Origin of the sequence: Actinomadura barringtoniae, from assembly GCF_017573505.1 — a bacterium.
Classification (GTDB): Bacteria; Actinomycetota; Actinomycetes; order Streptosporangiales; family Streptosporangiaceae; genus Spirillospora; species Spirillospora barringtoniae.
In genome coordinates this window covers 93253-107328 of sequence record NZ_JAGEOJ010000019.1, presented here as the reverse complement: position 1 = coordinate 107328, position 14076 = coordinate 93253, and the positions used below count along the sequence as shown (strand labels likewise).

Below are 14076 nucleotides of genomic sequence, written 5' to 3'. Positions count from 1 at the left end.
CCATGACCGTCGTATACGTCCACGGAGTGCCCGACACCGCCACCGTCTGGGACCCGCTGCGCTCGCTGCTCGCCGACCACGACGACCTCGCCGTACGGCTCCCGGGATTCGGGACCGACTCCCCCGCCGCCTTCACCGCCACCCGCTTCGCCTACATGAACTGGCTGATCGGAGAGCTCGACGCCATCGGCGAACCGGTCGACCTCGTCGGTCACGACCAGGGTTCGGTGATCGCCCAGGGCGTCATCGTCACCCGCCCCGACCTCGTGCGCAGCTGGGTGCTCGGCGGCGGCGTCTGCGCCGACGACTACCTGTGGCATCCCCAGGCCCGGGTCTGGCAGACCGCCGAACTCGGGGAGGCGTCCCGCGACCAGCTGCTGGCGCTCGACCCCGCCGCCCGCGTTCAGGTGCTGGAAGCCGTCGGAGTGCCGCCCGGGCGCGCCGACGAGGTGGCCACCGGCATCGACCGCCGCATGCTGGACCACATCCTGCCCCTCTACCGCTCCGAGCCCTTCTTCGGCGACTGGGCCTTCACCGCCGGCACCGCCTACCCGCCGGGACTGGTCCTGTGGGGACGCGACGACCCGTTCCAGTCGGCGTCGTTCGGTCGTTCCGCGGCCGACATCGCCGCAGCCGACTACCTGGAGCTGGACTGCGGCCACTGGTGGCAGATCGAACGACCCGAGGAGGTCGCCGCGGCACTGACCGGCCACTGGAATCGGGCCGCCGCGACCAGCGCCGACGCGCGGACGACCTCATGACCCCGGCCGAGGTCGAACGCTGCCTGACCGACTACGTCGACGCCGTCAACACCCACGACGTCACCCGGATGCTGGCCGACCGCCACCCCGAATCCACGCTCTCGCTCATGGGCACCTCGGTCACGATCCAGTCGCGGGACTCGCTCGACACCTTCTACCGCCAGTTCTTCACCGCCGCGCCCGGCTACCGGCTCACCATCGAGAACGGCCTGTACGCCGATGACCTCGGAGTCGTCTGGGGCTCAGTGACCAACGCAGGCGACAGCACCACTGACGCCACCACCGACACCACCGACACCAGTGACGCCGTACCCGTCGTCTTCGTGTGCAGCTTCGAGGACGACCACTTCCGCCACGACCGCATGTACGCCGACTTCACCCGGCTGTCGACCGGCTTCGGCCTCTCCCCCTAACGCATCCACACCTCGCGCTAGTCGTCCTCGGAGATCGCCTCCACGGCGATGGCCGCGGCCAGGACGAGCGGCACGTCCATCCCGGGCTCGACCTCGATGCCATAGGTGTCGCGGATGCTGAACCACTTACGGGAGATCTTGGCGATCGTTCCGTGGTCGCCCTTGATCTCGTACTCCTTGTCGAGGATGTCGCCCTTGGCCGTCCACTCGCCGCCGCCTTCGAGCTCGATCTCGAACCGGTCGTGGACCAGGTGGATCATCTTCTTGTGCACGGTGGCCAGCCGCTCGCCGTCACGCTCGATGATCATCGTGTCCCGGACGCTGAGCCGCTTCTCCTTGATCTCGGCGACCACCCGGTCGTCGCGGTCCTTGAGCTCGAAGACCTGGCGCATCCGGAACGCCTTCCCATCGAGCAGGAAGACCTTGTCGCCTTGCTCGTCCTCGACCCACGAGTCGTCCCCGAAACCGAAGACCCGATCACGCACCTTGTATTTCACCGCGACCTCCATCACATCGGTCCGACACCGTACTACCCGGACAGCGGAGCATGAACAAGCCGCACACCGCCGATCCGGCTCGCATCGCCAGGGATTACGCCCTCTGAACGATCTTGACCAATCGGTGTCCGTGCTGACGTTCGACCTGCTATCCAGACTGGAGTGACGGACAGGACTTACGCCGAGTTGATCAGCGCCATCGATGAGTTCGCGAGGGATTGGGACTCGCGTGAGCAGGCGAGTCGCCTGTACGGCCTGTTCGCTCCGCTGCTCGACCATGTTGAGCAGCAGGACGCCGAACTCAGTGATGAGCAGACGATGTCGACCCCGGAAGCGGTGCGAGAGGTACGCAGAGCCGCCGCCGGCGAACCGGTCGACGCCCAGGCGATCTATGAACAGCTGGCCCTGGTGAGCCTGGTGGAGGATCAGGACGAGGATCTGCACCTGATCGGTCAGTCGGCCATGGTGGCGGCGGACTGGCTGCGTCTGCTGACGGGGCTGGATCTGACTTCGACGACCTACCCGGGTGAAGGAGAGCTGCTTCCCCGGTATGCCCCGTCGCCCTTCACCCAGATCGTGGACATGCTGGCGTGGACCCGTTCGAACCAGATGTACAACCACTGGGAAGACGCCGACGACAACGCCGACTACGCCGACTTCTCCGCCGCGACACACGAGCTCAACGCGATCTACTTGGAGATCACCGCCTGAGGCGATCAGATCGCCGACGGTCCTCGCCGGCCGGTCCCGGAGGGGCTTCGGGACCGGCCGGCCGAGGTCAGCGGATGGTGATCTCGGCCATGTCGATGGCGACCAGCAGCGGCTCCGGGATGAGCTGATAGTCGTCCTGCCAGGCGTAGCCCCGTCGGGTGGTGGGGATGATGATGCCGCCGACGTCGCGGTGGCCGGTGGCGTAGAGCAGGCCGGTCGCGCCGCCGAGGACGTCGATGGTGAAGTCATGGCGGCGCAGCAGCCCGTCCGGCCCGAAGCAGGAGATCTGCCGGCGGGCGTGGCTCTTGATGTCGTCGGGGAACGTCACTTGCAGCCGCCGCCACGTCTCACCGCCGACCTCGATGGGGGCGATCTCTTCGGTGACGAATCCGGGCCAGGTATAGAGGAAGGGCGTGTTCAGGTACGTCCACAGCGCCTCCCCGGCGAAATAGGCGAGATGAACCTCGTCCCACGGGGTCTGGAGCTGGTGACCGTCGAACGACCTTTCCGGGTCGTCGCGTTCGTCGATCAGCGCGCCATCACGGCGCTGGAGAACGACTCGGTGAGGCTCGAAGACCGACCGTTTGTCCTGGCCGGGGAAGTCCATCGCCAGCCGCTGCCGCGTGGTGTCGATCTCGAGGCGAACGTCCTTGAGCGCGTCATCCTGGTTCTTGAGGGCCCACAGGGCACCGGTGACAGAGGCGTCGACGGTGATCGACTTGACCTCGTTCCACCGGTCCAGGCCGCCGTGCGCGGCGACGGCGGTGTCGAGCAGATCGTTCATTTCTCCTCCTGATCGCTGGTCTTCACCAGGAGGACGAACGGCGGGCGACGGAACCGGACACGCGCTAGGAGATTTCCAAGCTCGCGATCCGGCGTTCGAAGGACCCGCGCTCAGCCGGGCTCCGTGACAGCGCGATCGCACGGGAGTAGTTCTCCCGGGCCGCGGTGTGGCTACCGGCCCGCCGTTCCAGATCGGCGCGGGCCGCCCAATAGAACGGGTACCGGGACAGCTTCGGCTCCTCGGCCAAGGCGATCAGCTCGCGGCGGCCGGCGTCGATGCCGTCCCGTTCGGCCACGGCCAGACCGTGGTTCAGGGCCACGACCGGGCTCCAGGCCTGCTGGGCGAGGAGCTGGTAGAAGCCGACGATCCGGTCCCAGTCGGTCTCCCGGATCGATGGCGCGATCGCATGCTCGCAAGCGATGCCGGCCTCCAGATGCCAGCGAGACAGGTGATCCCCGGAGGCGGAGTGGGCCAGGTGCATCAGACCGCGCTCGATACGCACCCGGTCCCAGCGGCTCCGGTCCTGATCCTCCAGGGGCACGAACACACCGTCCTGATCCAGACGCGTCGGCAGGCGGGCTGCGTCGAAGCAGAACAAGGCGGCCAGGGCGTGCACGTCCGGTCGCGCCGTCGCCTTGGCCTCCAGCAGGAGTCCGGTCAGCCGCAGCGCGTCCTCGCACAGGAACGGGCGTACCGGGTCGTGCGGGTTGCTGCCGTGGTAGCCCTCGTTGAACAGGAGATAGAGCGAGCGCAGAACGGAGTCCCGCCGGGCGTCGATGTCAGGCAGGTCGTCCGCGTCGGGCAACCGTCCCAGCCGACGGAGCCGTCCACGGCCCCGGTGCAGCCGCCGGTCGATGGTCTGGGTGTCGACCAGGAACGCCTGACCGATCTCCTTGGGCGACAGACCGCACAGCCACCGCAGGATCAAGGTCACGTGCGTCTCGCGGTTCAGGCCGGGGTCGCAGACCGCGAACATCATCGCCAGCTGGCCGGTGCTCTCGGCGGCAGGGGCCAATGCCGCCTCGATCGTTTCGGTCAGCGCCGTCATCGTCGCCAGCTCGGGCAGGAACGAGCGGTGGCGCCGTTCGCGGCGGATGACGTCGATCGCCCGGTTGCGGGCGGCCCGGATGAGCCACGCCTTCGGGTCGTCCGGCACCCCGAAACGCCAGGCGTTCATGGCACTGATCAGCGCGTCATGAACGACGTCCTCGGCGAGCGGGATGTTGGACGGGCCCAGGACCCGGGTCAGCGCACTGACCAGGTGCGCATACTCCTTGCGGAACAGGTCCTCGATCAGCTCCGCGGGTGACGCCGTGCCAGACCTGCCGTCCACGAGCCTCAGCTCCGAGAGTCCTGGACCGGCCGCACCTCGACGGACCCCCCGTACTCATAGGTCGGGCATGTGCGCGCCACCTCGATGGCGTCCTCCAGGGAGGTGGCCTCGAAGACCATGCTGCCGGTCACCAGGTCCTTCGACTCGGCGTACGGGCCGTCGGTGACCACGCGTTCACGGCCCCGCACCTCGGCGCCCGGGTCGTCCAGCGCCGTTCCGGCGTTGCGCCGCCCTTGCTGGGCGAGCTCATCGGACCAGCGGTACCACTTCTCGACGTGGACCTGGAGCTCCGAGGGCGACAGATCGTTCCGCGAGACCGCTCCCCCGCGAAAAATCAACATGAACTTGCTCCGCGGGGCGCCATCCCCGCCTGGAGGCTCGGCCGTCATGGCCCCCAACCGTATCCCCAGCGGTACAGCGGTCGGGGGCCGTGGGCGGTCAGGAGGGGTAGTACTTGCTGATGCGGTCCTTGATGGCGGGGACTTCCTTCTTGAACGTGATCGCCGGTCCGCTGGAGCCCCAGTCCATGTACTTCAGCAGGTACACGACCGTGCCCTGGCGCACGACGGTCGCCTGGTAGGGGGTCTCGTAGCCTCGGCTGTCGTAGTTGTTCCCCTCCTTCCAGGCCCAGGTGGTCGAGCCGCCGACCTCGCCGGTCTGGCGGAGCTGCGTGAAGTAGGTGCCGACGCTCGGGTCGTTCTTGGGGAACCTGGCCATGCAGGTCCCCATGTCACCGATCCACAGCTTCTCGGCCTCCGCGGCCTTGTCGGCGGTGGCGAACTTCACGATCTCCATGCCGGTGTTCCACGACATCTGCGTGTTGTCGTGCGCGCTGCCCCAAGCCGCCATGTTGACCTCGTGGCCGTACGGGCGGGACCTCTCCCAGCACGGCAGCTGGGGCTTGTTCCCGTCGTAGGTGTTCATCTTTCCCCACGGGTAGGGAACGTCGGCGAGACCGGCATCGTCGAGGGCCATCCCCGGGTCGATCGGGGCGGCGGCGTTCGCGGACACATTGGCGGCGATGGCCGGGGCCGGGGCCGCCTGAACGGCGGTGAAGGCGACGGCTCCGGCGGCGAGCACGGCGGCGGCCGCGCCGATGCTGATCTTGGTCTTGGAGGTCGGCACGTCAATCCTCTCTGGGAGCGATGATCAGATCCCCATCATGATCAACAACTCGGAGCGGATGTTCAAATTTGAATCAGCGTGACATGATCGTAATCCCTGGACCGATCGAACTCGCACACCCGCCACGAGCTCACCATTGGCCGCGTAGGACCGACCGCTGGTCGCACTGGCGGCATGAACTCTGGAGGCGCGGGAAGTGGCGCCTCTAATGTCATGCGCATCGGCCGCTGGATCCGACGTTCAGGGGGCGCCTGAGCTGGGGGGTTTGGGGCACGCTAGGCGTCGTTGAGCCCGGCCGATTGTTGTGGGTGCGGCGTGCGACCGAGACCGTGGGGGACTCGGCCGCACGCCGCCATCCCGCTCCGCAGGCCGACATCAATCCGACGTGACCGGGGCTGCCCGAGTCTCAGGTTCCGCGGGGCGGCTGCGGCGGGGTGCCAGGGCTCGGTGCGGTGGGTGGGACTGCCGGGTTGACCGGTGGGTTCGGTGCGGCGGGTGGGACTGCCGGGTTGACCGGTGGGTTCGTGAACGGCGTCGGCGGCTGCCGGTACTGGGAAAAGGCGGGCTGCCCCGGGCCGTAGGGCCCGGCTGGGACGAAGCCCGCGGGACGTTGCTTCGGCGTTCGCAACGCGAAGATCGCGGTCAGTCCTCCCGCGACCACGGGCACGAGCAGGATCGCCATCCAGTTCACGAGTGAGTAGAGGGCTGTGGTGCTGTTCGAGAGTCCGAACTCGACCTGGACGACGTGCGCGCCGTCTCCGCCTCTGACCAGGCCCACCGAAAGAGTGCCGACCCGTTCCGCGACCAGCCCGCCGATGATGGCGGCGACAGGGGCCAGGGGGCCACGCGCCTTGGCGATCAGGAACGGGAGAGCCATCGCCACCCCGAGAACGAGCGCGGAGACCAGCCTGAGGATGCACAACACCAGGATCTGGCCGAGTCCCGTGCTCACCGCGCAGGCCCCGAATCCGAGCGCGAACGCCATGACGGTGGTGATCGCACCGCCGATGGCGAAGGCCACGACCACGCGGCCGGGCGATCCACTCGATGTCGCGGCTTGGGGCGGCGGAGGGAAAGCCGAAGGTGCAGACATAGTTGTCTATTTAACAGGGCTCCGGCGGCGGCGTCATGTGTGGAGCATGTTGTCGCTCGGCGTGGTGGTGAATCGGCCCTCGGCGTGGCCTGAGCGATGATTTTTCCGCGCCGTGCTGGTCTGTACGCGGAGTACCGACTCACAGGAGGCTGACGCCATGCGGAAACTGACCTTCGCCATGAACCTGAGCCTGGACGGCTACATCGCCGCGCCCGGAGACGACCTGGGCTGGAGCGTGCCGAGCGACGAGCTGTTCCAGTGGTGGTCCGACCGGGTGGGGTCGACCGGCCTGGCGCTGTACGGGCGCAGACTGTGGGAGACGATGAGCTCCCACTGGCCGACCGCCGACCAGCAGCCCGGCGCCACACCGGCGGAGATCGAGTACGCCCGCCGCTGGCGGGACATGCCCAAGGTGGTGTTCTCCTCCGAGCCCAGGACGGTCGACTGGAACGCCCGCCTGGTCACCGGCGACGCGGTCACCGAGATCACCCGGCTCAAGGCCGAGGACGGCGAGCCCATGGACATCGGCGGCGCCACACTGGCCGCAGCGGCGATGCGGGCCGGGCTGATCGACGAGTACGTGCTGCTCACCGCACCGGTCTTGGTGGGCAGCGGTACACCGTTCTTCACGGCGCTGGACACGTGGGTGAACCTGACCCTGGTGGAGACCCGGACGTTCCCCGACGGCGTGCTCCTGACCAGGTACGAGACCAAGCGCTGAGCGCCCGACCTCGGATCGGTTCATGTCTTGGTCCGCCGGCCGGCACGGGCTTGACCCTCAGACCGGCGGCAGCGTCGGATCATGGCTCGCTGAGTAAACCTTTGGGGTCTTCGTTCGTCTTTGGTCCGTGATCCGAGATCGGATAGTGGAAGACGCCATCCCCCAAGCCGAGGGGCTGGACGGGACCTACCGGGAGCTCTTCGAGGGGAACTTCCATGGCCTGGTCCGTCTTGCGCGGCTGCTCGGCGCGGATGACCCAGAGGACCTCGTCCAGGACGCGTTCGTACGGCTGCACCGTAAGCGCGCGATGCTCCGCGATCCGAACGCGTCGCTGGCCTATCTGCGGACCAGTGTCTGCAACGCCTGCCGCAGCCGCGTACGGCACCTGCGGATGGCTCGCCGCCGCCACCCGCAGCTGGTGCCCGATCATGTGCGGTCGGCCGAGCACCAGGCGGTGGACCGCGACGACATCCGGCGGCTTCTCGCCGCCGTGGAGAGGCTCCCGCGCAGGCAGCGTGAGGTGCTCGTGCTGCGCTACTGGCTTGATCTGACCGAACGCGAGACCGCCGAGACGCTGGGCATCGCGGTGGGCACCGTCAAGGCGACCGCCTCCCGGGCCATCGCGGCCCTGGCCGTACGACTCGAGGAGGGATGATGACCGTCAACAGCGAAGACATCGAAGACAGGCTTCGCACGGCCTTCGGCTGGCAGGCCGATCAGGTCGGCCTGCGCCCCGACCCGTACGCGGAGAATCTGCGGCGCACGCGCACATCGCGGATCCGTCGGCGCGCCACCTTTCCCGCCGTCGCGCTCGCGACCGCGGCCGCCGCGGCCGCGCCTTTTCTGATGCCCTGGCACGAGGACCAGCCGTCGCTGAACCCGACCGGAGGTCCGGGCGACCTCGTCGTCCCCTCCTCCATGGTGAGGATCAAGACAGGACTCCCGCACGGAGCGAGGTTCCAGGCCGAGGTGCTCGGCACCGACGGCTCCGTCCTCGGCCGTTCCGCCGACGCCGCCGTCTGGAAGGCCGGCCCCAAGGGCGGAAAGCCCTCCTCCACCGGCGTCCGCTCCCCCAAGGGCATCCTCCTCACCGGCCGAGGCCTTCTCGGCTATGCCGTGAACGAACCGGGCAACGCCGACGCGTTCAACCTCATGTGCAGGGACTCCTCCGGTAAGACGCACACCGCCAGCCCCCAGGGCGTCGATCCCGCTCAGCCGGTCTGGACCGACGGCGGCAGGATCATCGGCAGCGACGTGATGACGCAGCCGTTCAGCGCCACCTGCCGTGGCCCGCTGAAGATTCTCGCGCAGCAATGGACGGGCTCCTGGAGCAAGGCGGTGGCCTTCAGCGATCCGACCATCTTCTATGTGGATCCCACGAGTCACCGCGACCTGCGCGAGATCGACGCAGTCACAGGACGAGTGGGCGCCCACCACAAGTTGCCCGCCGGGGTGCGCAAGATGAAGCCCATCCCCAACGGTGCACGCGTGGACACCCAGATCGAGCAGATCTGGTGGGCCGCGGCGACCCCGAACACCTTCGCCTGGGCCGCCGACGGAGCCCTCCGCGTCACGCCCCGCAAAGCCTGGAACTCCGCGCCCACTCCCATCACGACCAGCCTGCCCCGCCCGATCAAGGGCGGACGGACCCAGCTGACGGCGGGCTCGCGCCTGGTCGTCTACTCGACCGCGCCGACCCGAGGAAGCGGCGAGTCCGTCCTGTACGACCTCAAGACCCACCAGCTGATTCGCTGGCACGGCGAGGCCTACACGTCCGGCGACTGGCTCATCTGGCGCGACGGCACCGACTATCGCCTCGCCCGCGTCCGCTGACCCATCCCACCGGTCATGAGCCCGGTCGCCCGCGCTCGGGGCCTGGCGCCCTTGGCCGGGCGGCTGGGCTGGGCGGCTGGGCTGGGCGGTTGTCAGACGCGGTAGACCCTTCTGGTGGCGGGGAGCAGTACGCGGTGGGGTGTGTTGCGGCTGAAGAACGAGGCGGCGCGGATGGCCAGGTTGGGGACGACGACGCGTTTGTTCTTCTCCAGTCCCCGGATCGCCTGGGCCGCGCATTCGTCGGCGGAGATGACCGCGAACCTCGGTGCGTTCGCGAACAGGTTCTGAAGCGTCGGGGAGCCGTCCGCGATCTCGGTGGTGACCGGGCCGGGGCACAGGGCGGTGACACTGGTGCCGGCCGGGCGTAGTTCGAAATGCAGGGCCTCTGCGAGAGACAGTGCGAAGGCTTTGGTGGCGGCGTAGGTCGCTTGCCGCGGGATGGGGGCGAACCCCGAGGCGGACGCGACGATGAGGATGGCGCCGGGCCGGTGTTCGAAGCCGGGCGCGTACGCGGCGGTGAGCCCGAGCAGGGCCTCGCAGTTGAGGCGGACCATGTCGATCTCGTGACCGGGGTCCTGGTCGGTGAAGTCGCCGCCGCTGGCGACTCCGGCGTTGTTGATGAGCACGTTGACGCGCAGTCCGAGATCGTCGATGCGGCCGGGGAGTTTTTCGCGGGCGGCGGGATCGAGCAGATCGCAGGGCAGCGCCTCGGCTCGCACGCCGTACTGGTCCGACAACCGGCGGGCGAGTTCGGCGATGCGGTCCTGGCGGCGGGCCACGAGGGTGACGCCGTGGCCGCGTTGGGCGAGTTGGCGGGCTAGTCCCGCGCCGATTCCGGAGGACGCGCCGGTGATGAGCGCCGTGGTGTCGGGCCGGGGAGGCGGCAACGCCATGTCCGAGCTGCCTTTCTGTCGCGTGCGCGCGGTGTTCTCGGCCGCGCCGTCATGGCGTCACTATGAATGAACATCATTCATAAGGTCAAGGAGTTGGGCCGATGAACGACCTTCATTCATACTTGCGGTGATGGCGAAGGCACCCCAGCGGCGACGCCGCACCAGCAAGGGCGCCGAACAGGTGCAGGCCGACCTGCTCACGGCGGCGGCCCGGCTCTTCGCGACCCACGGGTTCTCCGACGTGGCCATCGCCGACATCGCCCGCGCGGCCGACGTGGCCACCGGGACGTTCTACGGCTACTTCACGAACAAGGACGACGTCCTGCTCCAGCTCCGCTGCTCGGTGCTCGACGGCCTCGTCGAACGGGCCGCCGTCGAGCCGGACGGGCCGGAAGCGGACTCGTGGTGGCGGGCGGCCACGACCATCATCGACTCGACCGTCCGGTTCTGGTTCGAGGACCGGGACCGCTCCAGGGTCGTCCTGCGCGGCAGCGTCGCGGACGACGCCGCGCAGATCGCCCCCGTGCTGGCCGCGACGTTCGCCGAGGGACTCCGGAACGGCCAGCAGTCCGGCGCTGTGAGCCACGACATCGATGTGGAGATGGCCGCCGGACTACTGATCCATGGCGCGTTCGGACTCGTCTACCAGGCCATCGTTCACGACGACACGAAGGACCCCGCCACGCTGATCGCGGGCATCACCGCACTCGCCAGGCACCTTCTGGAGCCCGCCGGGAAAACCCAGTAGCCGGTCGGCCGCCGCCTACACCGTCGCCAGAACGCGTCGTCACCGTGCCGGCGGAGCCGACTGCGGATCTCCTATCTCGTTGGCGATGACGCCGGCGAGCCGGGTGGCGATGTTCCGCAAGGGCGCCGTGTCGTGCTGCACGCGAGCCAGCAGCAGTGCTCCTTCAATGGAGGACAGGATGAAGACCGCGAGTTCCTGCGCACTGCCGTCGGCGACTCCCCGCTGCCGCAGCCGTTCTGCGATCAGGTCGATCCACTGCTGGTAGCCCTGGGCGCAGGCGGCCCGTACCAGGTCGCTGTCCGCGGCCACGTCCAGCGCGACGCTGGCGATGGGGCAGCCCTCGCGGAACTCTGTCTGCTCCAGGGCGGCACCCAGCAGTTCGGCGATGCCGTGTGCGGCCGTGGCCAGGTCGTCGGACTGCGCCAGTACGGCGTCGAGGGCCTCCCCCAGTTCCTGACCGGCCTGAACGACGGTCTCGGCGGCGAGCTGTTCCTTGCCGCCAGGGAAATGGAAGTACAGCACCCCCTTGGGCGCGGCCGCCTCGGCGAGGATCTGGTTCACGCCGGTGGCGTGGTAGCCCTGCCGGTGAAACAGGGTCGTCGCCGCGTCCAGGATCCGCTGTCTGGTTTCTCCGCGTGCGGCCATCATGCTTCGGCGCCGGATCGCGCGAACGAGCCCGCTTCGTTCGCACCCCGAGCGCGGTCCAGCTCGAACTTGTCGTGGGCGCAGAAGACGTCCGCCTCGCCGCTGAGCGCCAGTTCGTTCAGCCGGGCCAGGTTGTGAACGCGGGTGGTCCGGTCCGCCTGCAGCAGCGACTGGAACAGCGTGAGGAACGGTGGCGAGGAGGGTTCACGTTCCATCTGGCCGTGGTTGAAGTAGGCGTCGCCCGCGTGCACGAGCCAGCGCCGTGATCCGTCGTGGCCCTCGCCACCGGCGTCGATGACGACGCCGACGTGCCCGCGGGTGTGCCCGGCCAGCGGGATGAGCAGGATCGAGGGCGGGAGGCCGGGCAGGTCCCGTACGGCCGAGAACCCGAACCAGCTGTCTCCGGCCGTGGGGTGCGGCACCCATTTCGGGCCGTGTGCCCATTGCGCGGCGTGGTAGCGGAAACGTTCCTGCGCGGTGAGCGGACGGCGTGCGGCGTCGAGCTCGGCGGCGGACAGGTGCACCTTGGCGTCCGGAAAGTCACCCAGCCCACCCGCGTGGTCGACGTCCAGGTGGGTGAGCACGATATGCCGCACGTCGTCGACCGAGTACCCGAGCCGTACGACCTGACGGGCCGCCGTCTCCTCAGCGTCCAGCACCGGCCGCGAGTAGAAGCGGAACCGTCGGCTCAGCCTCTCGGGATGAGCGGTGTCGGCGAGCCCGAACCCCGTGTCGACCAGAACGAGGCCGTCGTCGGTCTCGATCAGCAGGCAGTGGCACACCTGCCGAGCGAACACCAGCGGCCGTGCCGCCCCGCTGACCAGGCGCCCGCCCAGCGGCCTGGTGGTCCCACAGTTCAGATGATGGATGCGCATGGACGCAAATCTACAGACTGGTCTAGTAAACATCCAGACCAATCCGTGGCAGGACTGCGGCGTCGGCCGTACCGGCCGCCCGACGACACCGCCAGGCTCCGCGAGTTCGTACAGACCGCCCACCGGCTCACCCCACACGCGGCGGGTCGATCCGTGAACGAGCACTCCGTCCCCTCGAACCGCGACCGCCGAGCTTCACGCCGCTGAGATCGCGATCCGCGCAGGTAGGCCGCACCGGCCGGCTTGATGGTCGTGGGTCGTCAGGGCTGATCGATGGGTGCGACCGGCGGAGATCTACACCACCGTGAGTGCCTCGTCTTCGGCCTCGGTCGAGGTCGGGGTTTCGGGGTCGGGGTGGCCGGTGTGGAGGACTCGGTTGACGCGGGGCACGTCCAGGGCTCGTTCCCAGCGGGCCACTACGAGGGTGGCGACGCTGTTGCCGGCGAGGTTGGTGAGGGCGCGGCACTCGGACATGAACTTGTCGATGCCGAAGATCAGCATGATGCCGGCGGCGGGGACGGTGTCCATGGCGGAGAGGGCGGCGGCCAGGGCTATGAAGCCTGCGCCGGTGACGCCGCCCGAGCCCTTGGACGCCAGGATCATGACGGCCAGGAGGCCCAGCTGCTGTCCGAGGCTGAGGGGTGTGTCGGTTGCCTGGGCTATGTAGACGGCCGCCAGGGAGAGGTAGATGGAGCTGCCGTCCAGGTTGAACGAGTAGCCGGTCGGGACGGTCAGGCCGACGATCTCGCGGCGTACGCCCAGGCCTTCCAACTTGGCCATGAGTTGGGGCAGCACGCTCTCCGAGGATGAGGTGCCCAGGACGATGAGGAACTCTTCGCGCAGATAGCGCAGGAGCCGGAAGATGTTGATGCGGAGCAGGGCGGTGACGCCGCCCAGGACTACTACGACGAAGAAGACCGAGGTTCCGTAGAACAGGCCGATGAGCTGGCCGAGGCTGGCGAGCGTGGAGATCCCGTACTTGCCGATCGTGTAGGCCATCGCGCCGAACGCTCCGATGGGGGCGGCCCGCATGACGTACTGCAGGATCTTGAAGACGACGGCGGTCAGCCGGTCGATGCCGCGGGCGATGGGACGGCCTGCTTCGCCGACGGCTTTCAGGGCGATGCCGAACAGCACCGAGATGAAGATGACCTGGAGGATGTCGCCCTCGGCGAAGGCGCCCACGGCGCTGGAGGGCACGATGTCGGTGAGCAGGTGCCACCAGCTCTGGTCCTGGCCCTCCTTGACATAGGTGGCCGCGTCGCCCGCCAGGTGCAGCTGGTCCGGGCGGGCGTGGACGCCGTCGCCGGGGCGGAAGACGTTGATCGCGACCAGTCCGAGGATCAGCGCGGCGAGGGTTCCGGCCTGGAAGTAGATCAGTGATTTCAGCCCGATCCGCCCGACGCGGGCGAGGCTGTCGACGCCGCCGATGCCAGCCACGATCGTCAGGAACACGATCGGGGTGATGAGCATCTTGATGGCGGAGACGAAGGTGGTGCCGACGGGCTCCAGCGCCACTCCGGCCGACGGCCACAGCCAGCCGGTGAGAACGCCCGCCGTGATGGCGGCGATGACCCAGAAGTACAGCTGCCCGTACCAGGGCTTGGAACGTCGAGCGGTGAGCGGGGACGCCGGTGCTGCCAT

Annotated in this window: 17 protein-coding genes; 7 read left to right on the top strand and 10 right to left on the bottom strand. The window is 68.5% G+C overall.

All coding sequences use genetic code 11. The features are described from left to right. Positions 1-2: 2 nt before the first annotated feature. Positions 3-761: an alpha/beta fold hydrolase gene (locus J4573_RS39170; RefSeq protein WP_208261188.1), complete on the top strand. Its 759-nt coding sequence runs from the start codon at positions 3-5 to the stop codon at positions 759-761. Beyond that, positions 758-1174: a nuclear transport factor 2 family protein gene (locus J4573_RS39165; protein ID WP_208261187.1), complete on the top strand. Its 417-nt coding sequence runs from the start codon at positions 758-760 to the stop codon at positions 1172-1174. Before J4573_RS39170 ends, J4573_RS39165 begins: the two co-directional genes overlap by 4 nt. 17 nt (positions 1175-1191) lie before the next feature. Here J4573_RS39165 and J4573_RS39160 read toward each other — a convergent pair whose 3' ends face one another. Further along, positions 1192-1671, bottom strand: a complete 480-nt coding sequence (locus tag J4573_RS39160; protein ID WP_208261186.1) for an LURP-one-related/scramblase family protein — start codon at positions 1669-1671, stop codon at positions 1192-1194. Positions 1672-1833: 162 nt separating this feature from the next. Between J4573_RS39160 and J4573_RS39155 the strand changes: the two genes are divergently transcribed. Beyond that, positions 1834-2382 carry a hypothetical protein gene (locus J4573_RS39155; protein ID WP_208261185.1) on the top strand — a complete coding sequence of 183 codons (549 nt, stop codon included), beginning with the start codon at positions 1834-1836 and terminating at the stop codon, positions 2380-2382. Positions 2383-2449: 67 nt separating this feature from the next. Here the strand turns inward: J4573_RS39155 and J4573_RS39150 are convergent, their stop codons facing one another. From J4573_RS39150 to J4573_RS39130, 5 genes are all read right to left on the bottom strand, one after another. Further along, the gene (locus J4573_RS39150; RefSeq protein WP_208261184.1) at positions 2450-3166 is read right to left on the bottom strand and encodes a hypothetical protein; all 717 of its coding nucleotides are present in this window, start codon (positions 3164-3166) and stop codon (positions 2450-2452) included. Positions 3167-3230: 64 nt separating this feature from the next. Next, the gene (locus J4573_RS39145; protein ID WP_208261183.1) at positions 3231-4499 is read right to left on the bottom strand and encodes an RNA polymerase sigma factor; all 1269 of its coding nucleotides are present in this window, start codon (positions 4497-4499) and stop codon (positions 3231-3233) included. Between the two features lie 5 nt (positions 4500-4504). Then, the gene (locus J4573_RS39140; RefSeq protein WP_208261182.1) at positions 4505-4840 is read right to left on the bottom strand and encodes a YciI family protein; all 336 of its coding nucleotides are present in this window, start codon (positions 4838-4840) and stop codon (positions 4505-4507) included. A 97-nt stretch (positions 4841-4937) separates the two neighbouring features. Next, positions 4938-5624, bottom strand: a complete 687-nt coding sequence (locus tag J4573_RS39135; RefSeq protein WP_208261181.1) for a hypothetical protein — start codon at positions 5622-5624, stop codon at positions 4938-4940. Positions 5625-6030: 406 nt separating this feature from the next. Continuing rightward, a complete protein-coding gene (locus J4573_RS39130; protein WP_208261180.1) occupies positions 6031-6651 on the bottom strand; it encodes a hypothetical protein in 621 nt (206 codons plus the stop codon). 223 nt (positions 6652-6874) lie between these two features. Here J4573_RS39130 and J4573_RS39125 point away from each other — a divergent pair, with 223 nt between their 5' ends. From J4573_RS39125 to J4573_RS39115, 3 genes are all read left to right on the top strand, one after another. Next, positions 6875-7438, top strand: a complete 564-nt coding sequence (locus J4573_RS39125) for a dihydrofolate reductase family protein (protein ID WP_208261179.1) — start codon at positions 6875-6877, stop codon at positions 7436-7438. Positions 7439-7565: 127 nt separating this feature from the next. Beyond that, positions 7566-8093 (top strand): SigE family RNA polymerase sigma factor, encoded by a 528-nt coding sequence (locus tag J4573_RS39120; protein ID WP_307797265.1) that lies wholly within the window; start codon positions 7566-7568, stop codon positions 8091-8093. After that, the gene (locus J4573_RS39115; RefSeq protein ID WP_208261178.1) at positions 8093-9271 is read left to right on the top strand and encodes a hypothetical protein; all 1179 of its coding nucleotides are present in this window, start codon (positions 8093-8095) and stop codon (positions 9269-9271) included. The genes J4573_RS39120 and J4573_RS39115 overlap by 1 nt, the downstream gene beginning before the upstream one ends. 92 nt (positions 9272-9363) lie before the next feature. On the opposite strand, the gene J4573_RS39110 is transcribed toward J4573_RS39115, so the two are convergent. Further along, positions 9364-10164: an SDR family NAD(P)-dependent oxidoreductase gene (locus J4573_RS39110; RefSeq protein WP_208261177.1), complete on the bottom strand. Its 801-nt coding sequence runs from the start codon at positions 10162-10164 to the stop codon at positions 9364-9366. Between the two features lie 130 nt (positions 10165-10294). Here J4573_RS39110 and J4573_RS39105 point away from each other — a divergent pair, with 130 nt between their 5' ends. Beyond that, the gene (locus tag J4573_RS39105; RefSeq protein WP_208261176.1) at positions 10295-10912 is read left to right on the top strand and encodes a TetR/AcrR family transcriptional regulator; all 618 of its coding nucleotides are present in this window, start codon (positions 10295-10297) and stop codon (positions 10910-10912) included. Positions 10913-10951: 39 nt separating this feature from the next. On the opposite strand, the gene J4573_RS39100 is transcribed toward J4573_RS39105, so the two are convergent. The 3 genes from J4573_RS39100 to dctA form a co-directional block, all read right to left on the bottom strand. Then, positions 10952-11560: a TetR/AcrR family transcriptional regulator gene (locus tag J4573_RS39100; protein ID WP_243774282.1), complete on the bottom strand. Its 609-nt coding sequence runs from the start codon at positions 11558-11560 to the stop codon at positions 10952-10954. Next, positions 11557-12432, bottom strand: a complete 876-nt coding sequence (locus J4573_RS39095; RefSeq protein WP_208261175.1) for an MBL fold metallo-hydrolase — start codon at positions 12430-12432, stop codon at positions 11557-11559. Before J4573_RS39095 ends, J4573_RS39100 begins: the two co-directional genes overlap by 4 nt. 294 nt (positions 12433-12726) lie before the next feature. Then, on the bottom strand, positions 12727-14076 hold the full coding sequence (gene dctA, locus J4573_RS39090) for a C4-dicarboxylate transporter DctA (RefSeq protein ID WP_208261174.1): 1350 nt from the start codon (positions 14074-14076) through the stop codon (positions 12727-12729).